Consider the following 21,712-nt stretch of genomic DNA (forward strand, 5'->3'; position numbering starts at 1 on the left):
TTATGAGCTGGGAAAACCAAGCTCTGCTTCGATGGCTTCAAAAGTGTCATCCATGGCGCGGGTCGGGCTGAACGGAAGTGCGAAGTGACCGTAGGCGATCGACATCTGTCCTTCGGCTTTGCGCTCGCCGCCTTTGGCAACCGCAGCAATGTAAAGGGCAGCGGCAAGCCCGGTTCTGTCCGATCCTGCTTTGCAATGAAGAAGCACTGGCTTTTCCGCTTGCTGCATCAAAGCAATGAGCGCGCGTGTTTGCTCTTTGCTGAGTTGTTTGCGCGATGACATCGCATAATCTGCGTGTTGAATTCCAAGCGCCGTAGACGCTGCAACTTCGTCATCGTACCATTTCGAACCCGGCTCTGCGCCACGCAGATTGATAATCGTTTTGATGCCATAAAGCGTCTTCAGCTGTGCAATACGCGATGGATCAGGCTGATTGGAGCGATAGGCTTGCCCTGCGATGATGGTGTGGACATTGCCTTTATACTGAATTGTTACCAAATAGCCACCAAGAAAACTCCCGCCAATCAACATGCTCAGAACAAGTATCCTGACAAAACCAAGCGAAAAAAGCGCATGTTTTTTGAGGGGGTGCATAATTGTTCCTTAGTAGAGGTTTCTAATGTGATATAAATTTACTTTTTTTACTTGAATTCCCTCTCTTATATAGTACGATTGCGACATAATGTTGAAAAGTGTAATTTTATATTTCGTTGCGTAGTGTTTTCCAAGATTGACACGACTGAGCTTGCCGGAAGAGTGAGAGCGTCCTCCCGGACTGCAATTTCATCTCGAACGGCTGATAATGGTAAGCTTCGGTTAACCATAGTGGTTTAGTTTATTTGTATCAAAATGGGGCATTTAGCGGAGCAGGTTTGATGCAGCGCTATAGATTTGACGACAAAAAAGTTTTGATCGAAGCCATAGTCGAACTTCTTAACAGAGGTGTCGAGCCGGATGAACTTGATCTGGTACTCAGCCGGATTGGTCCGGTGGATCTCGATCTGATGCGGCAGTGTTTGATTGAGGTCTGGAACTATAATCATCCGGAACCTGTACAAACACCGATGGCAGCTTGATCAAAGCGCATCCCGAAAAGGGAGAATGCGTTTTCGGACAGAACACGCGTGAGCGCGCGTTGGGTTTTCGCGTGTTGTGATCGCAAGGAGCTCTGGCAAAGGTTAACACGTGGCCTATGGGCGACCGACGGGCCTATATGCTGGGCATTGCGCTTTCAGGTTATTCTTTTCGGGCTTTTGATGGATTTCTGAAGACTGTCACAATCCTGAAATGCAACAATGCTAAATCTAAATTCGTATCGGGAATTCATTCGGTGATGCGACCACGGATGTAATGGCGCAAACCGAATGAAAGCGGAAGGTCGGGTTCATCCCGGCCTTTTTCGTTTTGCAGCCCGAAGGAAACACTTCACAGCTGCCGGATCTGGAACTAGTCTTGCGCAGCGTTTCGTGAGGAGGCAATCAATGATACGCCATATCGTTCTTATTCGGTTCAGATCGGATGTCGAACCCGCGCAGATAAAAGCCGCTCTTGATCAGGTGGTCGCTTTGCGGGGCAAAATCGACGGCATCGTTGCGATTACAGCGGGTAAAAATAACAGTCCCGAAGCGCTCGAAAAGGGATTTAAGCACGGCTTTGTTGTCGATTTTACCGATGCAGCGGCGCGCGATGCCTATCTTCCTCATCCTGATCACGTGGTCGTTGGCGGAAAGCTTGTCGAACTGGCCGAAAATGGTCTCGATGGTATTCTTGTGTTTGACTATCATTGTTAAAACAGAAGTCCTCCGACCCCCATTTTTCCCAGATCGTCTGAATCAAGCCTCACACCCGCCATCAAGCGATCCAGTATCCAGTCGAGGCTGTTTTCGCGCGCACTGCGTGCGGATCCGGGCGCGACAATAATATATTTCTCCCCAAGCTTTGCCAGAACCAGAAGATTGCCCGGATCAACCGGCATACCAATACGCAAAATCTCGCCACCCGAAGCGAGAATTGCGCGCGCGACAATGTCCGCTTCATCTGCGATGGAAGAGGCGCTGACTATGAGGATGAGATCGCACGCATGCCGGAGTTCACTGATTGCCCGCATGAGCGCATCTTGCGCATGAACCACGCGGTGTTCAGCCCCCACTGATCCGTGATTATGCTCAATGCGCATGGAAATGAGCTTGCGTGTTTTGTCGAGGACTGAATCGCGTATGGACGGCAATTGAGACTGGATAATCCCGACCGTCATGGCCTGGAACGGCCTCACATCCAGAATATTTTGCGGGGCTGCTGGCCAGCGCAGGTTTTCAATCAGCTTTGCTGGTATCGCAAAGGGAATGATTTTAACGCTCGCAACCATCTGGCCACGCTGAACGCGGCAGTCATTGCGCAATGTTGCAACGGAAATACGCGGATCAAGCAGGTTTATGGTGTCAATGGCAGTTGCTTGCGCGTGAAACAGACCGTCATGACGGGCAAACAGATTGATACGCCCTGTAACGGGCTTTCCCGCTTCTATATTCTCTGAAATGAGCAAATTTCCGACGGCAAGCGCTGCTTCATCTTCCCTGATGTCGTCGTCTTCGAGGCGTGCTGCAAAGACATGCGTGATGCCTTGTTTTTGCAAAATATCGAGATGGTCGCGGGTTAAAACGGTGCCTTTACGAAAGCTGTGTGCACCTGACGTGATTGCATAGGCAAGCATTGCCCCTTCAGTTTGTTCAATCGGCCAGTTCCCAAATATCATGTGTTTTCCGTCAAAGCATTTCCAGCAAAAGTGCGCAGCGGTTTTGCGTAGGATAATGCGTAGCGCAAAAGATCATTTCCAGCAAAAGTGCGCAGCGGTTTTGCGTGGGATAATGCGTGAGTAAAAGATCATTTCCAGCAAAAGTGCGCAGCGGTTTTGCGTGGGATAATGCGTGAGTAAAAGATCATTTCCAGCAAAAGTGCGCAGCGGTTTTGCGTAGGATAATGCGTAGCGCAAAAGATCATTTCCAGCAAAACTGCGCAGCGTGCAGGCCGTAAAGTGCGACCAGAGGATCCTTTGTGATCCCGCTATGATGCTTTGGCTCCTGTGTAAAACAAAAAGAATGCGCGCTCTGGCGATGATAATGGTCGGGGATACTTCCAGATCATGGGCCTGCAAGTTGAATTGGTATTATTAAAAGCGATTCGCGAATCGATTTGCGTTGAGTGAATGGCAAAATTTATGGAGTTATTTTAAAATTTGTGTTATTGACAATATTGTCAACTGTTAAATGTTGTTATGATTAAGTTGCATTATATAAAATAATCTACATTAATATTGTTTAATCTTCATGAATTCTTTTGTGTGGTATCTTTGTTTAAGGTTCAGTTACGGTCAGTTTAACGCTGGGTATCGTCTTGAATTTTTTGATTTTAACTTGTAGAGAGCCGCCGACGGGAATTGGGTTTGTCCAGTTTGATTCCGGATGGGTCGATTATGACTCACAAAGCATATGCAGCCGCGACATTTCGATCCAGTACATTTTCAGTCTGGCGCGTGACAAACAGCTTTATTCGTTATAACGGTACCTTTGAAATTTTCAGAACTTACCGAAATCTAGGAAATGACGAATGCACCAGAGCTGAAGTTCTGTGTGCAGGATGGAAAGACAAATGAAACACGGCACCCCCCGGACGATCATTTCGTTCGCCGTCTTGGCCCTCACGGCGTTCCTCGCCGGCTGCGAGAACCAGGTTCTGCTCTCTCCGAAAGGAGAGATCGGTTTGGCGGAACGCGATCTCATCTATTTTGCGACTGGCCTTATGCTGCTGGTCGTGCTTCCGGTCATTGGCATGACGCTCTATTTCGCCTGGAAGTACCGCTCCACCAACGAAAAGGCAGAGTATCTGCCGGACTGGCATCATTCCAACAAGATTGAAGCGGCTGTCTGGCTTATTCCTGTCGTTATTATCGTTTTGCTTGGCACTGTGACATGGATCTCAACGCATAAGCTTGACCCTTACCGTCCGCTTGTCTCAGACGTGAAGCCGGTCAATGTTGAAGTTGTCGCGCTGGACTGGAAATGGCTGTTCATTTACCCGGATCTGGGTGTTGCATCGGTCAATGAAATGGCGATGCCGGTTGATGTTCCTGTGAACTTCAAGCTGACATCCAGCAGCATTATGAATTCCTTCTTTATTCCGCAGCTTGGCAGCCAGGTTTACACCATGCCGAGCATGCAGACGCAGCTGCACCTGATTGCAAATCATGAGGGCGTGTTTGACGGCATTTCTGCTAATTATAGCGGTCAGGGCTTTGCCCAGATGCGCTTTAAGGCGCACTCGCTTGATCAGGCCGGTTTTGACAAGTGGGTTGCCGATGCCAAGGCGTCCGGTCAGGAACTGACGCGTGAGCGTTATGCTTCGCTGGTTCAGCCAAGCGAGAAGGCTCCGGTTCAGTTCTTTGCCTATAATGACAAAGCGCTGTTTCATAATATTGTGAACCGCTGCTGGGATGGCAAATCGGTTTGTCTTGATGATCTGATGCATCAGGAACAGATGGTGCGTGAAGCCCGTGCAGATTTGCGCAAGTCTTCGCCCGTCGATTTCAGCCAGTGGGCAAATGACATTCTTTGTCTGACTCAGCCGCAGCGTATGACGCAGCTTGAAAACTGATTTGCCGATGTAGCTGGCCCCGGGCATTTCATCCGGGGCTTGAGCTGCTGATCGCACTCCAATCGAAGTAAGAATAGAAATGTTCGGAAAACTTACGCTCGAAGCGATTCCCTATCACGAGCCTATCATCATGGTCACACTGACCGCGATAGCTGGTGGGGCGCTCGCTATTCTCGCAGCCATTACCTACTATAAGAAGTGGGGCGTTCTGTGGAGCGACTGGCTGACCTCTGTCGATCACAAACGTATCGGCATTATGTACATTATTCTGGCTTTCGTGATGCTGTTCCGCGGCTTCTCGGACGCTGTTATGATGCGCGCGCAGCAGGCAATCGCCTCCGGCGCCAATGAAGGCTTCCTGCCGCCGCACCACTATGATCAGATCTTCACCGCGCATGGCGTGATCATGATCTTCTTCGTCGCGATGCCTTTCATTGTTGGCCTGATGAACTTTGCCGTACCGCTTCAGATCGGTGCGCGCGACGTGGCTTTCCCATACCTCAACTCGTTGAGCTTCTGGCTCACGGTTGCCGGTGCCATCCTCGTTAACATTTCGCTTGGTATCGGCGAATTCGCAAAGACCGGCTGGCTGGCTTATCCGCCGCTTTCAGGTCTTGAGTTCAGCCCGGATGTCGGGGTGGATTATTATATCTGGGCCTTGCAGATTTCCGGTATGGGGACGCTGCTTTCGGGCGTGAACCTCATCACCACCATCATCAAGATGCGTGCGCCGGGCATGGGTATGATGCAGGTTCCGGTTTTCACCTGGACCGCACTCTGCTCCAACGTTCTGATCGTGGCTGCGTTCCCGATCCTGACTGTGACGCTGGCACTGCTGTCGCTTGACCGTTATCTGGATTTCCACTTCTTCACCAATGATGCTGGTGGCAATCCGATGATGTATGTGAACCTGATTTGGATCTGGGGTCACCCGGAAGTCTATATTCTGGTTCTGCCGTGCTTCGGCGTTTTCTCCGAAATCATTGCCACTTTCTCCGGCAAGCGCCTGTTTGGCTATGCGTCGATGGTTTATGCGACCGTTGCCATTACCATTCTGTCGTTCCTCGTCTGGGTGCATCACTTCTTCACCATGGGTGGCGGTGCAAGCGTCAATGCCTTCTTCGGCGTTGCGACCATGATCATCTCGATCCCGACAGGTGCAAAAGTCTTCAACTGGCTTTTCACCATGTATAAGGGGCGTCTGCGCATCGAAACGCCGGTCATGTGGACGCTCGGTTTCATGTGTACCTTTGTTGTTGGTGGTATGACGGGCGTTCTGCTTGCTGTTCCGCCTGCAGATTTCGTGCTGCACAACTCCGTGTTCCTGATCGCCCACTTCCATAACGTGATTATCTCGGGCGTTTTGTTTGGCTGCTTTGCCGGTCTCATCTACTGGTGGCCAAAGGCGTTTGGCTTCAAGCTGCATGAAGGTCTCGGCAAGAAGGCGTTCTGGTGCTGGCTGGTTGGCTTCATCATGGCCTTTATGCCGCTCTACGTGCTCGGCCTGATGGGCATGACACGCCGTCTGAACCATACGGAAAACCCAGCCTGGCATATCTATCTGATCATTGCAGCAGTTGGCGTTGCGATTATTCTTTGCGGTATTGTCTTCCAGGTTCTCCAGATCATGATCTCCATTCGTGATCGTGAAAAGCTGCGCGTCGTCAATGGCGATTCATGGGGCAACGGACGTACGCTCGAATGGTCGATTTCGTCACCTCCACCATTCTACAACTTTGCTGAAGTTGCGCATGTGCGTGATCACGACAGCTGGTGGGATATGAAGCAGAACGGTTATGTGCGCCGCACTGAAAACTTCGCCCGCATTCATATGCCGAAAAACACAGGCACGGGCTTCATCATTGGTATGCTCTGCATTCCTCTGGGCTTTGCGCTGGTGTGGCACATCTGGTGGCTCGCAATTGCTGCAGCTGTTGGTGTTCTGGCTGTCGCCATTGCCCACTCTTTCAACAATGACAGGGACTATTATGTCTCGGCCGATGAAGTACAGCGCGTCGAAGACGCCTATACGCGGCAACTGAATGCTCAGGAGGTCTGATCCATGAGCGCTACCGTTCATACGGCTGCACCATTTACGGGCGGCAACGAGCATCCGGCTCACGAAGATCATCATGATGCAGGGTCGACCACACTGGTCGGCTTCTGGATCTACCTGATGAGTGACTGCGTTCTCTTCTCGGGCCTTTTTGCAACCTACGCCGTTCTGGCGCATCAGTTCGCGGGCGGCCCGACTGGCCGTGAACTGTTCGATCTGCAGTTTGTTCTGACAGAAACGATGATCCTGCTGGCGTCTTCGCTGACTTATGGTCTGGCGACGCTCTCCATGTTCAGGAACAATCGTGCAGGCGTGCTCTTCTGGCTGGGCGTGACTTTTCTGCTCGGCTTCGCGTTTCTTGCGATGGAAATCTATGAATTCCATCACCTGATCGTTGAAGGTGCAGGTCCAAGCCGCAGCGCATTCCTTTCGGCCTTCTTTGCGCTGGTTGGAACCCACGGTCTGCATATTACCTCGGGCCTCATCTGGATTCTGGTGCTTTCCGCCCAGCTTCTGCGCGATGGCCTGACTGAAAAGAACCGGACGCGCGTGATGTGCTTGAGCCTCTTCTGGCACTTCCTGGACATCATCTGGATTGGCGTCTTTACCCTTGTCTATCTGCTGGGTGTATTGTGATGAGCTCTGGACACGAAACACACGATCAAGCCGCGCATGGCAGCCTGAAGTCGTACCTGATTGGTCTGACACTGGCGATCATCCTCACCATCGTTCCGTTTATGCTGGCAATGAATGGCTACTTCACGCCGGCAACGACCGCAGCGATTGTTATCGGAATGGCCGCCGTTCAGATCGTGGTGCATCTGGTTTACTTCCTGCACCTTGATCCGAAGTCAGAAAATGGCTGGAACATTCTGGCGCTCATTTTCACGGCCATCATTCTGGCGATTGTGCTGGCTGGCTCCATCTGGGTCATGCATCACCTCGATACCAATATGATGCCGATGTATATGACGCCGGGCGATGTGCGTAATCTGCCGTAAGTGAATTTCAGGAGGCTGGCTCGTGCTGGCCTTCTGTCTCCTCTTAACCAGGTCTGACGGCCCGGTTTTGCGGCTTTTTTCCTCCCTCTCCCCCTTAAAAAGCCGCATGGCGCCCCGGTCTTTGCCGGGGCGCTTTTGGTTTGTTTGAGGCAGTTCCCGAAAAAGGGAAGCTGGCTTTCGCAACAGCACGGATGCGAAGGTGAAGACAGAGCATTTCCAGCAAAAGTGCGCAGCGGTTTTGCGGGGGGACAATGCGTGAGCAAAAGAGCATTTCCAGCAAAAGTGCGTAGCGGTTTTGCGCGGGATAATGCGTGAGCAAAAGAGCATTTCCAGCAAAAGTGCGCAGCGGTTTTGCGCGGGATAATGCGTGACGGAAAACAGACAGGACGTTTCTAACGGATGGCCTTAAAAGGAAATGGGCGCGATGTGCCCTTTAAAGCAAATAATGAATGTATAAAATTTTAGTAAACTTATTATTATGCTGTAATATTCATCGTTCTTTGCATTCAAATAGACGTTATAGTTTGCTAAATATTGGTCACTATTGCTTTTGTCCATAATTTGGGCTATATGATACACAATGGTTTTCTTTGTATTGCATTTCTACAGTTGCATATTTGGAGAATTATCGATGTTTCTATTTAAGAAACGACTTAATAAAAAGCTTGTTCGCGCATTCATTTTTTCGTCTGTACTCTTTGTTCCTGCCGTGGCTTTTGCTGTGCCTGCGACCGTGACTGCGACTGTAAATGTCCGCAGTGGGCCGGGCGTCAATTACGGGCGGCTTGCCGCATTACCGGTTGGCCTCCGGGTGGATGCGGGCCCATGTCGAGGACGCTGGTGTCAGGTAAACAGCGGTGGTTATCGTGGCTGGGTTTCAGCGCGTTTCATAAGCTTTGGCGGCTATGTGAGGGGGCCAGTCTATCCGAACCGGGCCTATCTTAACCCTGTCGATCCTTATAGCGCCTATCCATCGGGATATTATCCTTCCGGTTCAAGCACCACTGTCATCATTGGCGGTGGCGGCTGGGGACCGGGTTACGGCTGGGATCGCGGTTGGACCTCGGGATGGCCTCCCTATTGGGGATGGCGCGGGGGTCACGGCGCATATCCGGGTTGGCGTCATGGCTGGGGACCGAGATACGATCCTTATGCCGGCTCTCACCGGGGATGGAATCCCGCCTGGGGTGTTGGTCCTGCCAGAGGTCCGCACTGGTCAGGGCGAACTGCCCCTTACCGGATTGGGACAGGTGTTCGCCCTCAATTCGGCAATATGCGCCCATATCACTCCGGGCGCTGAACCGGCATAACTTATTTCATATCAGGTCATTCTCCTCCTCCCCTGACCATGACCTGAGACGCGGCCTGCCGGATTCCCTCCCTCCGGCGGGCCGCATTCATTTTATAATGTTAAAACGCGCCATTAACTCTCCATTGACTCAATCTATTCACAATAGGGGATAAATGACTTCGGGCTTTGCAAGGAGGTTTGTGATTCTCGTCTGAGCCCGAAATGTCATACCGCATCTGGGTTGAAGCTTGGTCTTCCCACCACTCTATGCTAATCCCTGAATCGTCCTGGGATTGTGGGGGAGGACGAAGCGCTACCGAGGCGGTCGTCAAGGAGCGCGCATCCCGAAAAGTGTAAAACAGTTTTCGGATAATATGCGCATGAAACGAATGTTTAGAGTGTTGATCTGATACAATCAGATTGAAATACGCTCTGGAACCCGGACAGTAACGTGTATGACTAGGCGTAACAGGACGATACAGGGAAGAAGTCTCATTGTACTCGCATTGGCGGTGCAATTTGCTTCAATGACCGTTTCGCCCGCTTTGGCATTCGAAATCTTTGGTATACGCCTCTGGGGTAAGGACAAGAGCGTCGACCCTGATATTATTGATCCCAAAAGCTATTCGGTTGAGGTCAACGCTGTTGGTAATCGCAAGAATGCCGATGGCAGCGATGCTGATCTTAAATCCGTTATAGAAGGGGCCTCCGGCCTTGTTTCCGACGAACAGACGCCTGCATCGGGTTCTGCGGGCCTTCTGGCGAAAGCACGGGGCGATTATCGCCGTATTCTGGCAGCACTCTATGGTGAAGGTCGTTACGGCGGCACGATTTCCATCAAGGTTGATGGCCGTGAAGCCAATGATATTCCAGTCGATACCGATATTCCAAACAATGCGAAGATCGATATTTCGGTTGATCCGGGTCCGCAGTTTTTGTTCTCGCGCACGGCCATATCCAATATCGCACCGCCGCCTGCAGACAAAAGGGAACAGGTGGAATCGGTCGAAAAGGCCGGTTTTGCTCCTGGTCAGGTCGCCCGTTCAGGCACCATCCTGAAAGCCGAGCGGCTGGCGGTCGAGGCATGGCGTCAGCAGGGCTATGCCAAAGCCAGGATCACCAAAGAAGACATTGTTGCCGATCATGATGGCAATAGGGTTGCTGCCGATATCGGGCTTGATCCGGGCAGAAAGGCTTATTACGGCCCCGTCAGCGTGGTTGGTACTGCGCGCATGGACCCGCAATTTGTCGCCTGGATGACCGGATTGAAGCCGGGTGAGCAATACAGCCCCAAAGACATCGAAGATGCAAAAAAGCGCCTTGGTCGCATGGAAGTCTTCCGCTCGATGAATTTTGAAGAAGCCGAAAAGATTGGGCCGGATGGCAGCCTGCCAATGACGCTCAATGTTCAGGAGCGCAAGCCACGCCGCTTTGGTTTTGGTGCCGAGTTTTCCACGCTCGACGGCTTTGGTGTCACCGGTTACTGGATGCACCGCAACCTGTTCGGGCGCGGCGAGCGCTTGCGTTTCGATGCCAAGGTCAGTGGTGTCGGCGGTTCACAGGACAATTCCTTCGATCCGTCCAATTACACCTATACGCTTGGAACGAGCTTCGCAAAGCCCGGCGTTTACACGCCTGACACGGATTTCGTTGCCGCCCTTGATGCCAAGCGCGAAGTGCTTGATGCCTATACGGAAACGTCGATCAATGCGAAGACCGGCTTCACGCAGATTTTCAGTGATGAGCTTTCCGGCGCGCTTTATGCCAAGGCAAGCCATGGGCGCTTCGATGACGATTATTTCGGAAAACGCGAATTTACGACAGGTGGTCTTGAAGGCAATCTTCTTTACGATGGCCGGAACAACAAGCCCGATCCAAGCTCGGGTGTTTATCTGGAAGGCAACATTCAGCCCTTCTATGAGTTCCAGCGTGGCAATTTTGCGACCCGCTTCACGGCGGAAGGACGCGCTTATTACGGCTTTGGTGCCACAGACCGCGTTATTCTCGCTGGCCGCGTGAAACTTGGCTCTGTCGTTGGCGCCGGTATTGCGGATATCCCACCCAATCAGTTGTTCCTTGCAGGTGGTGGCGGCTCAGTCCGCGGCTATTCCTATCGCAGTATCGGTGTTCAAACAGCGACTGGCGACACGATTGGCGGGCGCTCGCTGGTTGAGGCATCGGGTGAAGTGCGTACGCGTGTCACCGATTCAATTGGTGTCGTGGGCTTTGTCGATGCAGGCTATGTCGGCGAACAGTCCTATCCGGATTTTTCAGAACAAATGCGCATAGGCACGGGCCTTGGCCTGCGTTACCTGACAGGGCTTGGGCCGATCCGTCTCGATGTTGCTCTTCCGCTTAACCGCCGCTCGGGCGATCCGAGCTATGCATTTTATGTGGGCATAGGACAGGCGTTTTGACCAGATTTCTAGCACTCTTGGCCTTCATTCTCTTCGCCATTCCAGCGCTCGCACAGCAGCCGCAGCAGGAAGAGGAGAAGTCTTATTTCATTTCTTTTGTGGAGAGCAAACTTTCCGCGCCCAACCGTCGTATCCAGTTTTCGGGTCTGAGCGGACTTTTGTCGTCTGAGGCAAGTGTCGGGCAGATCACGATTGCTGACCGCGAAGGCGTTTGGCTGCGCATTGAAAATGCAAAGCTCAACTGGAGCCGCACGGCGCTTTTTACCGGCCGTTTGAGCATTCAGTCGCTGGTGGCTGAACGCATTGATTTCATTCGCAAGCCGTTGCCGGACAACAGTCTTCCATCGCCGGAATCATCGACTTTCAGCCTGCCGGAACTGCCGCTGTCGATCAATATTGATAGTCTTGATGTCGCTCATCTGTATTTTGGTCAGGAGATTTTCGGGCTGCAATCGGAAGTGTCGCTGAATGGAAGTCTGTCGCTGGCGGATGGCTCGCTGAATTCCACGTTCGATATCAAGCGTTTGGATGGTCCGGGTGGCAATTTTGCCTTGCGCGCAGCCTATGCCAATGCCGATCAGAAACTTGATCTTGATCTGAAAGTGAGCGAGCCTGCCAATGGTATCGTTGCCAATCTGCTCAATATTGAGGGATATCCGCCTGTCGATCTGACGCTGACGGGCAATGGTACGCTTGATGATCTCAAGATTGATCTGGCCCTTGATACCAATGGCAGCCGCACGCTGACGGGTGGCTTTACACTGGTGCGCCGCGCTGATGGACGTGTCTTTGCCACACAGATCAATGGCCCGATTTCTGTTCTTGTCCCGCCTGCTTTCCGTGATTTCTTTGGTGCCGATACGGCATTGACTGCAAATGGGCTTCTGAAAGATGGCGGCGGGTTCCGTCTTGATGATCTTGCACTCAATACGGCTGCGATGAAGATCAAGGCTTCTGCTGAATCCGACACGAGCGGCTTTTTGAACAAGCTGCGTGTGGATGCAGATATTCGCGATGACAGCAAAGGTGAAGTTTTGCTGCCGGTCAAAGGTGCGCAAACCACGATCAACAATGCGACGCTGCAAATCGCCTACGGTGATCGTCCGACCAATGATTGGACGGGTAAGCTTGCGGTTTCCGGGTTTAAAAATGCCTCTGTTTCGGCTTCCAGCATCGCCCTTGATATGGGGGGGGGGGCTGAAAATCTGAATGATGCAACGAACCGCCATATCACATTTAACGTTGATGGCGGTGTAAGCGGCATCAACGCGCCCGATCGGAAAATCGCCGAAGCTTTGGGTGATAAAATTGATGTCCTGATCAATGGTGGCTGGCGTTCCGGTTCCCCGGTACAACTTGAAAAGGCTGGTATTGAGGGCAATGGCCTGAGCCTTGAGCTAAACGGCAACATCGATGATTTCATCTTCAACGGCGATATTCTTGCAAAAATTGCAAGCCTCGCTCCTTATGCGGAACTGGCCGGGCGCGATCTTGCGGGCAGCATCGATGTGAAGGCCTCCGGTAAGGTTAGCCCCATCAGTGGTGCTTTTGATCTCAATCTCGATGGCACGGCGCAAAATATGCGCACCGGTACGCAAGCTGTCGATAATATTCTTGATGGCGAAGTCCGCATGAGCGGCGGAATTGCCCGCAGTGCGGCAGGCTTTGCTGCACGCGATTTCCGCATTGGAAATGCGCTAAGCGAAATCACCGCCAACGGCTCTTTTGCATCTGATAAGGCAGATTTCGATTTCGGTGTCATGCTGTCCGATATGAAGCTTCTGTCTGACAAAGCCTCAGGCCGCATGACGATCAAAGGCAGCGCGCGCGGCGATGACAAGCTGATCGCACTGGCGCTGCGCGCCGACGCACCACAGGGAACACTTGCTGATCGCAAGCTCGCCGACGGCGCGCTCGATTTCAATGCGTTGCTGGATGGCAATGCCACAACAGGCGCATCGCTTTCAGGCAAGCTTGCAGGCAGCGCACTTCTCAATGGCCAGAAGATCGATCTTGGCACGCTCATCGATATCGTCAATGACGAGAAGCGCCTGACCAATCTCGTGTTCAATGCAGGCGGCACACATGTTTCCGGTGACGTGACGCAGAATGCCAAAGGTTTGCTTGCGGGCCAACTCATGGTTGATGCGCCTGATATTTCAACCGCAGCTGCACTTTTCCTTGCTGATGCGACGGGTTCCGCCAATGCCGACATCACGCTTGATGCCAATGGTGAACGCCAGAATGCAACTGTCAACGCCAAGGCCAATGGTCTGAAAATCAACGGAAATCATATCGCATCTGCAGATATTGCCGCAAGCGCGCAGGATCTGTTCGGCGTGCCGGTTGTCGATGGAACGGCCAGCGCACGCGATATTCTGGTTGGCACTTTTGGAATCGACAGTTTTGATGCCAAGGCCAATGCAACAGGGACAAAGACTGATTTTACCGCGAGCACCAAGCTCAAGATTGGCACTTTGGCCAATGCATCCGGTTCGCTTGAGCCAAAAGATGGCGGTTTTGAACTGGGGCTTGCTTCAGCTGACGTGAAACAGGGTTCGCTTTCAGCCGTGCTTGCTGCACCCGCAACCATTGCCATGAAAGGCAGCGATATTTCTTTCGGCGATATCATCGTCAATACCGGCGATGGACAGGTCAAGGTGAATGGTGCGATTGGAGAAAGCCTTGATCTTTCGGTTGCACTGAAAAATCTGCCGCTGGCGCTGGCCAATACTTTCAAACCCGAACTTGGTCTTGGCGGTATCGTTAACGGTACGGCGCGCGTTACCGGTACGCGCGAGAATCCGAATGCCACTTTTGATATTTCTGCGCGTGGTGTGAGCGCAGCGCAGCTTAAAGATCAGGGTATTGCGCCGCTTGATGCGGATGCAAAGGGCAGTTCTGACAGCAATCGTTTGAATGTCGATGCGCATGTAAGCGGCGGCGGCGGTATTGATGTCACCGCTAAGGGCGGCGTCCCGCTTGGCAAAGGCGAGCTTGCAGTTGATGTCAACCTGACCAATCTTCCTTTGGCAGCACTCAACGGCGCGGTAAAAGGACAGGACCTTGCAGGCAATGTCACCGGCACGGCACGGCTCACAGGACCGCTGACCAATCCGGCAGCCCAGTTTAATCTGCGTGGTACAGGCCTGGCTGCAAAGCCGTTGCGTGACAACGGACTTGCGCCGTTAAGCTTGCAGGCTGCGGGTAATTACGCGGCCATGGCGGTTGATATTTCTTCTTTGAACGTGGATGGTCCGCAGGGTCTCAACATCACAGCCAAAGGCAAGGTGCCGTTTTCGGGGCAGGGGCTTGGCGTAGATGTTTCGGGCAATGTTCCGCTGGCGCTCGCCAACCGTTTCCTTGCTGATCGCGGTTCGCAGGTGAGTGGTACACTTTCGCTGACAGCCAATGTTTCAGGTGGCTTTGACAGACCGCAACTGCGCGGTATGTTCTCGACATCGGGTGCGCAGTTTATCGATCCAGAAACCAATGTCCGATTGAACGCCATCAATGTGATGGGGGCGATGGAGGGTGAGACAATCACGCTCCGTCAGGTCAATGCGACCTTTGGCAGTGGAGGTAAGATTTCCGCAAGCGGTACGATTTCGACAAATGCGAGCGCAAATTTCCCGGCCAATATCGACATCAAGCTTGATCGTGCGCGGTATGCTGACGGCAAGCTCGTCGTTGCCACTGTGAGTGGTGGCATTTCGATCACCGGGCCATTGATGCGTGATCCACTGATTGCTGGCCGTATCGATGTTGAACGTGCAGAAATAACTGTGCCAGAAAATCTGGGCGGTGGCGCGGCCTATGTCCCTGTACGCCATATCAACACACCGGCAAATGTTCTTAAAACGCTGGAGCGTGCCAAGGTTGAGACACGTCGTGGCAGCGTGCCGACACCAACGTCCCGTCCGACGGTTCCGCGTCTTGATGTGCTTGTCAACGCACCCAACCAGATATTTGTCCGGGGCCGGGGTTTGGATACGGAACTTGGCGGTCGCGTTCGTTTGACCGGTCCAGTGACAAACATCCAGCCTGTTGGCTCGTTTGATCTTATTCGTGGCCGCATCGGAATTCTCGGCCAGCGCATTACCTTTGATGAAGGTCATGTCACGCTGGTCGGTGATCTTAATCCTCAGCTCAATTTCGTTGCCCGCAGTGAAGGGGATGACATTACGGCAATTGTGACGGTGACGGGTACGGTTGATAATCTGAACATCGCATTCTCCTCCTCGCCGGAATTGCCGCAGGATGAAGTGCTGGCGCATCTGATATTCAAGCGTTCGATTGGTGAGTTGTCAGCCTTCCAGATCGCCCAGCTTGCGGCTGCGGCTGCCGAGCTTGCGGGTGGTTCGAATAATTCGCTCATGAGCAAGCTGCGTCAGGGCACGGGGCTTGATGACATTGATGTTGTCACCGACAGCAAGGGGCAGACTGCGGTCCGTGCAGGTCGTTATATTCGCGATAATATTTATCTGGGTGTCGAAGCGGGTTCTGCTGGCACGACCAAAGGAACGGTTAATCTGGACATCTCCCGCAATCTCAAGGTCAAGGGTGCTTTGGGATCGGAGGGTGACTCCAGCGCCGGTATTTTCTACGAAAAAGATTATTGATCGAAAATGCGATCAAAGGCCGGGCATATCCCCCGGCCTTTTTTCTACCCACTGTTGCGCCCCCGGTTTTTTCTTAACGTTTGCGCGAGGTGTTTAACGCTTCCTCAACCATAAAGACGCAAATTGTTCCCAGCGTAAGAAGGTATTTTGCCGTATTTTGAGTTGGGCGAATTGTATGTCGAAACTGACTGAAAGATTAAGCCGCCGTCATTTTCTGATGGGCACTGGTGCTGCGATGCTGGGCGGTGTTGCAGGCTGTTCGCAAAGCATGGATATGTCTGCATTCCAGATGAATGTCGATCCAATGTCGACGGGTGGCATCACGCCGATGCGTCCGCAGATCAGCATTGATAAGAATATTACCACGCCGGATGTGATGTATGCTTCGGTGCAGGAAGGGCCTTATGCGCTTCCGGCAATTCCCTATCAGAAAGTACCGAAAGAGTTCCGCCGGCAGATCGTACCCGATCCGACAGGCGAAGCGCCGGGAACGATCGTTGTCGTTACCAAAGATCACTTTCTTTACTATGTCTTGCCCGGTGGCGAAGCGCTGCGATATGGCGTTGGCATCGGCAAGGCAGGCTTTGAATGGCAGGGCCGCGCCAATGTTCAGTATAAGAAGCAATGGCCGCGCTGGACGCCGCCGCCTGAAATGATTCAGCGCCGACCGGACCTTGAGAAATACCGCAATGGTCAGGAGCCGGGTCCACAAAACCCGCTTGGGGCGCGTGCGCTTTATATCTTCCAGAATGGTCGTGATACGGGTTACCGCATCCATGGCTCGCCGGAATGGTGGTCTATTGGCCAGTCTATGTCCTCAGGCTGCATCCGCCTGATGAACCAGGACATTATTGATCTTTATAACCGTGTTCAGGGAAAAGCGCCGATCATCGTGAGCTGATCGCAATAGGTTTGAAGCAAAAAACAGAGCGCGTGCATATCAACAATGCACGCGCTCTCATGTTCGACCGGACGGACTGGAGGCGTTTCGCCCGGTTGATCGGTCTTCTGTTTACTCGTAATGAACAGGCTTAGACGCACTGTCGGCAAAGGCGACAAGGCGGGAAAGTTCAAACTTCATGCTATCCACCGATGCATGGCGTTTTGCAGGCGCAGTGATATCCTGTGCCATCTGTGTCGATACCGCTGGCACCGCAAAGGCTGCTGTGGTGAGCGCAATGGCTGCAACAAAGCCGAGGCGTCGTTCGGTTCTGGCTTGCATGTTGGGTCTCCTCGTGCCGCTTTGCGCGGCCTAAATCAAAAAAATCCTACGCAGCGTTTTTCACATCAGTGAAAGGTCGCGCGCCGGGTTATGCTCAAAGCACTGTCGATGGCATGGATGGGTATTGGCAGCAAAGTCTGTCCGAAATCCGCCAATGTGTCGGCAAAATTGCGCGCGGCGTCTGCCACATCATTGCACCGTCGTTTGCAGGCAATGGCCTCAAGACAGGTATCGAGCAACAAGCCATCCTGATTTTGAATGCCGGAGATAAGACCGAGTGTCAGGCACTCTTCCCGGCAAACATGGTGCGAATCGAATGGAAAGGCGCGCAGTGGGCAGCTGGCGCAATGGCGCAACACGCGGATAAACTGCGAAAGTTCGCCCACAGCCCGTTTTGCTTCTGACGCGCCAAGCACTTCCGCATAAAGACCCCAGGTCATTTCCCATGGAATGATTGAGCCGGTTTCAAACCCCGCAGTCCAGCGGCGGTAGCCCTCAAGCACCAGCTTTTCCGGCAGGCGGTCATAATAGCCCACGCTGTTGGTGCCATTGAGTTCGGAGATACGCATATTCATTTGCGCCTCCGTTCAGAGGTATAAACAGCCAAACCGTCTCGCTGCTTATGATTTGCGAGGCGTTCTGTTTCCCCTCGCACATTGCAGTATCCGGTCGGCAAAAGATGAAGTTGCCACGGCAATCCATCTACATTTGCGAACCGGCATTCACTGACACCGATCATCGGGTCCTCCAATCGAACGGGTTCAAGGCCCAAACATCAAAGGCTGCACAAAATAACTCAACTGCATAAAAGCTGTAAATTGATCTGGAGTCAATTACTCATCTTTTATAAAAGTGAATTATTTCAATAGTGTAGAATTATTCTAGACTATTGAACTCATGTTTATAGCAATAGCCGAAGAACGCAATCGCTACAATTGGGTAGCGGTTGCGGCAAACGGGCGCATAAGTCGTCTATGTACCCGTCTTTTCTATTCAGAGCGTGTCGCGCTTAATCCTGCCCGATACGCACGCTCTATCTTCTTGTTTTGACGCATGTCGTTCTCTGATCGTAGCGGGAATGGAAATCAGTCCGGTAGACTGATTTCCCCGCAAAGGCGGTTCCCACTTTTTCGCGACATGCTTTAGTGGTTTGAATGGTCGTCAGACTTACCGCTTTGCGCAGTTACCGGAAACTCCACATCGACCTTCCCGGCTTTTGCGAATTCAAGCGTCGCGGAAACCTTGTCGCCTTCCTTGTAAGGATGCTCGGGCTGAATGAACATCAGGTGATAGCCGCCCGATTTCAGCGCAACGCTCTCGCCTGCGGGAATATCCAACCCGTTCTTGAGCGGGCGCATTTTCATGACCTGATTCTCCATGGTCATTTCATGGATTTCAACGCGCTTGACGCCGGTCGTTGTAACGCCGACCAGCGTGTCAGCCTCTTTGCCGTCATTTTTGATGGTGAGGAAACCACCGGCAACTTTCGCGCCGGGAACCATGGCACGGATAGAAGGTCCACTGATGCTGAGATCACCCACCTTGATTGCAGCCATGGCATGATCGCCATGATCTGCATGTGTGCTGCTGCTCGCATTGCCGTGCATATCATGTCCGGCATGTTCGTCGGCACTTGCTGCGGCCAACACGCGAAGCTGTGGCGCTGGATGCTTGAGATCATGCGGGTTCTGACCATCCTTTGCAATGTCTGTCCAGGCCACGGAATCATCCGTTCCGCAGAATTGCGTCACAGGGAAGGAAAGCGTTGTATCCTTGTCGAATTTGGCAAGCTGGCCGACAACCACGAATTCGTCATAGAAGTCGCTTGGCAGTTCGCCTTCGCTCCATGTCACCTGTTTAAGGCCTGAGGTCACATCCTTGCCATGGACCTTGTAGCTTTGGGCATAGTCGCCTTTGGCTGTTTCGATCTTCCAGCCAGCCTTCGGCTGTGGCTGTGCGGAAACAAATCCTTCGGGAAGCTCCACTTTGACAGCAGTGGTCGCTTTGCCATCACAACCATGCGGGATGCGGATAATCGCCTTGTAGCGGCTGCCAGCCATCGCTTCGCTCTGATCAAGCGAGGAATGGGCATTGACGATTCCCGCGGAAGCGCAAAGGGCAAAAAGCGAAATGGCGGATGTAAAAAGACGAGTGTTTTTCATTGTTTCAAACCTGAATAATCATATGTCGGGATGCAGCGCATTGAAACGCTTGCAAGCGAAGATGAATCTCAGGCGAAGGGTGGCGCTTGTGGTGGCGCGGACGGTGGATAGATGGTCTGCTTTAAAATGGGTTCTGATGGAAGAATAACTTCTGCCGCTGCAATGTTGGGTGCGGCCCCGGTCGATGCAGCAGGCAAGGGGCAAAGGAGTGCTGACGAAATGCGGCAGGCATCACAAATATTGCTGTTGTGCAGATGCTGGTCCTGATCATGACTTTCTTGATCGACTGCATGGTCGGTGATGCAAAGCACCGGATAGCTGCCATCGGGCAGAACATATTGCGCAAGCAGCAATGGTTCGGGCGCAGCGAATATCACCGGCTTGTGTCCGAAAGCGACGAGCAACAACGCCAATACGCTCAAAATGCGTATTGCCAATGTTGCCCGGAACTGGACTGCGCGCATGTTCAACCCAAAATTCTCCCTCAGGATCGACTTTATCTATTCCGAAGCGGCTGTCTTTGCCAAGCGTCAAATAGAAGCTTGTTGATTAGGATGCACTCAGGTGAGCGGTCAGTTTATGCGCTCTACGCGCCGCATTGTCCTTATTGATACCGTCCACCGCGTTGAATGACTTCAATCTTATAGCCATCCGGATCTTCAACAAAGAAGAAGCGCGCAACCGGCACATCACCGTTCTTGAAATCGACCAGCTTGCCGACCTTGAAGCCGAGTTCTGCGAAACGGACATGTTCCGCATCAAGATCATCGACCACGAAAGCGACATGGCCATAGCCATCGCCGAGATTATAGGCTTCAGTGCGCCCCTTATTAACGGTCAGCTCAACTTCGAAATCGGCTTCGCCATTGCGCAGATAGACCAGTGTGAAGCTTTCGAAATCGATGCGCTCGGCGATTTTCAGGCCAAAGGCCTGATCGTAGAAGGAAACTGAGCGCGCTTCATCAAGAACGCGTATCATTGTGTGGATGGCTTTGGCCATTATGTCACCTGCCTGGCTTAAAACTCTTTGTTCACATCTATTGGCCTTTTGGCTGAAACTGGATTATCTCAAGATATGCAAAGCGAGCAAGCGGAGAGCTTGCCGCAGACGAGGTTGGAAGAATGTCAGGCGTAACGCGTGAACAGGTTCTGGAGCGGCTGAAGGCTGTGACAGGGCCAGATTTCGAAAGCGATGTGGTGTCGCTTGGTCTGGTGTCGGATATTTTTATTGCCGACGGCAAAGTCTTTTTCTCGATAACGGTTCCGGCGGATCGCGCAAATGCGCTTGAGCCGATGCGGCTGGCTGCGGAAAAGACAGTCAAGGAAATTCCAGGTGTGTCCGGTGCGCTGGTCACGCTGACGGCTGAAAAGAAGGGCGGGCGTACGAGTGATGATGCACCGCCGCAGCCCAAACCGCAGGCTCGCTCTGCACCAGTTCAGAATCGTCAGCCGCCGCAACCGCGTCCGGCTACAAAGCCCGGTATTCCCGGAGTTGGTGCCATCATTGCCGTCGCATCCGGCAAGGGTGGGGTGGGCAAATCCACCACGGCTGTCAATCTGGCGCTCGGCATGGCCGCAAATGGCTTGAAAGTCGGCATTCTCGATGCCGATATTTACGGCCCATCCATGCCGCGCCTGCTTGGCCTTTCCGGTCGCCCGGAAACAATCGAAGGCCGGACGCTCAAGCCGATGGAAAACTACGGCATCAAAGTGATGTCGATGGGCTTCATGGTGGATGAAGAAACCCCGATGATCTGGCGCGGCCCTATGGTCATGTCGGCGCTGACACAGATGCTGCGCGAAGTGGCATGGGGCAATCTTGACGTTCTGGTCGTCGATATGCCCCCGGGTACGGGTGATGCGCAGCTCACCATGGCGCAACAGGTGCCGCTGGCGGGTGCCGTTGTTGTTTCAACGCCGCAGGATCTGGCGCTGATCGATGCGCGCAAGGGGCTTGCCATGTTCCGCAAGGTGGATGTGCCACTTTTGGGTATTGTCGAGAACATGAGCTATTTCATCGCGCCCGATACCGGCAAACGCTACGACATTTTCGGTCACGGCGGCGCACGCAAGGAAGCCGAACGTCTTAATGTGCCGTTCCTTGGTGAAGTGCCGCTGCACATGGATGTGCGCGCGCATTCGGATAACGGCACACCGATTACGGTGGTGGAACCTGACAGCGAGCACGCGAAAATTTATCGCGATATAGCAGCCAAGGTTTGGGCGAATATGAAAACCGGTGAGGGCGCTGGCAAGTCCGCTCCGGCAATTGTTTTTGAATAAAACGAAAGGGC

General features: G+C 52.7%; 18 protein-coding genes. 11 read left to right on the forward strand and 7 right to left on the reverse strand.

The features are described from left to right. Positions 1-531 carry a tyrosine-protein phosphatase gene (locus OPR82_RS01550; protein ID WP_396996096.1) on the reverse strand — a complete coding sequence of 177 codons (531 nt, stop codon included), beginning with the start codon at positions 529-531 and terminating at the stop codon, positions 1-3. Between the two features lie 344 nt (positions 532-875). On the opposite strand from OPR82_RS01550, the gene OPR82_RS01555 reads away from it, so the two are divergent. Together OPR82_RS01555 and OPR82_RS01560 are read left to right on the forward strand one after the other, a co-directional pair. Then, positions 876-1,076, forward strand: a complete 201-nt coding sequence (locus OPR82_RS01555) for a hypothetical protein (protein ID WP_265982628.1) — start codon at positions 876-878, stop codon at positions 1,074-1,076. A gap of 405 nt (positions 1,077-1,481) precedes the next feature. Then, positions 1,482-1,790, forward strand: coding sequence for a Dabb family protein (locus OPR82_RS01560; RefSeq protein ID WP_265982629.1), 309 nt, complete (start codon positions 1,482-1,484; stop codon positions 1,788-1,790). Here OPR82_RS01560 and OPR82_RS01565 read toward each other — a convergent pair. Then, positions 1,787-2,752: a molybdopterin-binding protein gene (locus tag OPR82_RS01565; protein WP_265982630.1), complete on the reverse strand. Its 966-nt coding sequence runs from the start codon at positions 2,750-2,752 to the stop codon at positions 1,787-1,789. The genes OPR82_RS01560 and OPR82_RS01565 overlap by 4 nt on opposite strands. 893 nt (positions 2,753-3,645) lie before the next feature. On the opposite strand from OPR82_RS01565, the gene cyoA reads away from it, so the two are divergent. The 8 genes from cyoA to OPR82_RS01605 all read left to right on the forward strand — a co-directional run bounded on the left by cyoA (position 3,646) and on the right by OPR82_RS01605 (position 16,935). Further along, complete coding sequence (cyoA, locus tag OPR82_RS01570; RefSeq protein ID WP_265982631.1) at positions 3,646-4,647, forward strand: ubiquinol oxidase subunit II; 1,002 nt, start codon at positions 3,646-3,648, stop codon at positions 4,645-4,647. Between the two features lie 79 nt (positions 4,648-4,726). Continuing rightward, complete coding sequence (gene cyoB, locus OPR82_RS01575; RefSeq protein ID WP_265982632.1) at positions 4,727-6,706, forward strand: cytochrome o ubiquinol oxidase subunit I; 1,980 nt, start codon at positions 4,727-4,729, stop codon at positions 6,704-6,706. Between the two features lie 3 nt (positions 6,707-6,709). After that, positions 6,710-7,339: a cytochrome o ubiquinol oxidase subunit III gene (gene cyoC / locus OPR82_RS01580; RefSeq protein WP_265982633.1), complete on the forward strand. Its 630-nt coding sequence runs from the start codon at positions 6,710-6,712 to the stop codon at positions 7,337-7,339. Continuing rightward, positions 7,339-7,704: a cytochrome o ubiquinol oxidase subunit IV gene (cyoD, locus tag OPR82_RS01585; protein WP_265982634.1), complete on the forward strand. Its 366-nt coding sequence runs from the start codon at positions 7,339-7,341 to the stop codon at positions 7,702-7,704. Before cyoC ends, cyoD begins: the two co-directional genes overlap by 1 nt. A 631-nt stretch (positions 7,705-8,335) precedes the next feature. Continuing rightward, complete coding sequence (locus OPR82_RS01590) at positions 8,336-9,004, forward strand: SH3 domain-containing protein (RefSeq protein WP_265982635.1); 669 nt, start codon at positions 8,336-8,338, stop codon at positions 9,002-9,004. A 446-nt stretch (positions 9,005-9,450) separates the two neighbouring features. Continuing rightward, on the forward strand, positions 9,451-11,412 hold the full coding sequence (locus OPR82_RS01595) for an autotransporter assembly complex protein TamA (RefSeq protein ID WP_265982636.1): 1,962 nt from the start codon (positions 9,451-9,453) through the stop codon (positions 11,410-11,412). Next, positions 11,409-16,034: a translocation/assembly module TamB domain-containing protein gene (locus OPR82_RS01600; RefSeq protein WP_265982637.1), complete on the forward strand. Its 4,626-nt coding sequence runs from the start codon at positions 11,409-11,411 to the stop codon at positions 16,032-16,034. Before OPR82_RS01595 ends, OPR82_RS01600 begins: the two co-directional genes overlap by 4 nt. A gap of 175 nt (positions 16,035-16,209) precedes the next feature. Then, positions 16,210-16,935 carry a L,D-transpeptidase gene (locus OPR82_RS01605; RefSeq protein WP_265982638.1) on the forward strand — a complete coding sequence of 242 codons (726 nt, stop codon included), beginning with the start codon at positions 16,210-16,212 and terminating at the stop codon, positions 16,933-16,935. A 111-nt stretch (positions 16,936-17,046) separates the two neighbouring features. Here OPR82_RS01605 and OPR82_RS01610 read toward each other — a convergent pair whose 3' ends face one another. The 5 genes from OPR82_RS01610 to OPR82_RS01630 all read right to left on the reverse strand — a co-directional run bounded on the left by OPR82_RS01610 (position 17,047) and on the right by OPR82_RS01630 (position 20,418). Next, the gene (locus tag OPR82_RS01610; protein WP_265983893.1) at positions 17,047-17,256 is read right to left on the reverse strand and encodes a hypothetical protein; all 210 of its coding nucleotides are present in this window, start codon (positions 17,254-17,256) and stop codon (positions 17,047-17,049) included. A gap of 65 nt (positions 17,257-17,321) precedes the next feature. After that, positions 17,322-17,831, reverse strand: coding sequence for a hypothetical protein (locus OPR82_RS01615; RefSeq protein ID WP_265982639.1), 510 nt, complete (start codon positions 17,829-17,831; stop codon positions 17,322-17,324). Between the two features lie 567 nt (positions 17,832-18,398). Next, the gene (locus OPR82_RS01620) at positions 18,399-19,418 is read right to left on the reverse strand and encodes a DUF1775 domain-containing protein (protein WP_265982640.1); all 1,020 of its coding nucleotides are present in this window, start codon (positions 19,416-19,418) and stop codon (positions 18,399-18,401) included. A 68-nt stretch (positions 19,419-19,486) separates the two neighbouring features. After that, positions 19,487-19,888 carry a hypothetical protein gene (locus tag OPR82_RS01625; RefSeq protein WP_396995932.1) on the reverse strand — a complete coding sequence of 134 codons (402 nt, stop codon included), beginning with the start codon at positions 19,886-19,888 and terminating at the stop codon, positions 19,487-19,489. Positions 19,889-20,022: 134 nt separating this feature from the next. Next, positions 20,023-20,418, reverse strand: coding sequence for a VOC family protein (locus OPR82_RS01630; protein WP_265982641.1), 396 nt, complete (start codon positions 20,416-20,418; stop codon positions 20,023-20,025). Positions 20,419-20,540: 122 nt separating this feature from the next. On the opposite strand from OPR82_RS01630, the gene apbC reads away from it, so the two are divergent. Further along, complete coding sequence (gene apbC / locus OPR82_RS01635) at positions 20,541-21,701, forward strand: iron-sulfur cluster carrier protein ApbC (RefSeq protein WP_265982642.1); 1,161 nt, start codon at positions 20,541-20,543, stop codon at positions 21,699-21,701. The last annotated feature ends 11 nt before the right edge of the window (positions 21,702-21,712 follow it).

Source organism: Ochrobactrum chromiisoli (assembly GCF_026241335.1).
Taxonomy (GTDB): Bacteria; Pseudomonadota; Alphaproteobacteria; order Rhizobiales; family Rhizobiaceae; genus Brucella; species Brucella chromiisoli.

Excerpts from the sequence above, each read along its gene's own strand:
- OPR82_RS01590 (WP_265982635.1), top strand. The coding sequence starts at position 8,336 with ATGTTTCTATTTAAGAAACGACTTAATAAAAAGCTTGTTCGCGCATTC.
- OPR82_RS01620 (WP_265982640.1), bottom strand. The coding sequence starts at position 19,418 with ATGAAAAACACTCGTCTTTTTACATCCGCCATTTCGCTTTTTGCCCTT.
- apbC (WP_265982642.1), top strand. The coding sequence starts at position 20,541 with ATGTCAGGCGTAACGCGTGAACAGGTTCTGGAGCGGCTGAAGGCTGTG.
- OPR82_RS01565 (WP_265982630.1), bottom strand. The coding sequence starts at position 2,752 with ATGATATTTGGGAACTGGCCGATTGAACAAACTGAAGGGGCAATGCTT.
- OPR82_RS01550 (WP_396996096.1), bottom strand. The coding sequence starts at position 531 with ATGTTGATTGGCGGGAGTTTTCTTGGTGGCTATTTGGTAACAATTCAG.
- OPR82_RS01605 (WP_265982638.1), top strand. The coding sequence starts at position 16,210 with ATGTCGAAACTGACTGAAAGATTAAGCCGCCGTCATTTTCTGATGGGC.
- OPR82_RS01595 (WP_265982636.1), top strand. The coding sequence starts at position 9,451 with ATGACTAGGCGTAACAGGACGATACAGGGAAGAAGTCTCATTGTACTC.
- OPR82_RS01610 (WP_265983893.1), bottom strand. The coding sequence starts at position 17,256 with ATGCAAGCCAGAACCGAACGACGCCTCGGCTTTGTTGCAGCCATTGCG.
- cyoA (WP_265982631.1), top strand. The coding sequence starts at position 3,646 with ATGAAACACGGCACCCCCCGGACGATCATTTCGTTCGCCGTCTTGGCC.
- cyoC (WP_265982633.1), top strand. The coding sequence starts at position 6,710 with ATGAGCGCTACCGTTCATACGGCTGCACCATTTACGGGCGGCAACGAG.
- OPR82_RS01630 (WP_265982641.1), bottom strand. The coding sequence starts at position 20,418 with ATGGCCAAAGCCATCCACACAATGATACGCGTTCTTGATGAAGCGCGC.
- cyoB (WP_265982632.1), top strand. The coding sequence starts at position 4,727 with ATGTTCGGAAAACTTACGCTCGAAGCGATTCCCTATCACGAGCCTATC.
- OPR82_RS01560 (WP_265982629.1), top strand. The coding sequence starts at position 1,482 with ATGATACGCCATATCGTTCTTATTCGGTTCAGATCGGATGTCGAACCC.
- cyoD (WP_265982634.1), top strand. The coding sequence starts at position 7,339 with ATGAGCTCTGGACACGAAACACACGATCAAGCCGCGCATGGCAGCCTG.
- OPR82_RS01615 (WP_265982639.1), bottom strand. The coding sequence starts at position 17,831 with ATGAATATGCGTATCTCCGAACTCAATGGCACCAACAGCGTGGGCTAT.
- OPR82_RS01555 (WP_265982628.1), top strand. The coding sequence starts at position 876 with ATGCAGCGCTATAGATTTGACGACAAAAAAGTTTTGATCGAAGCCATA.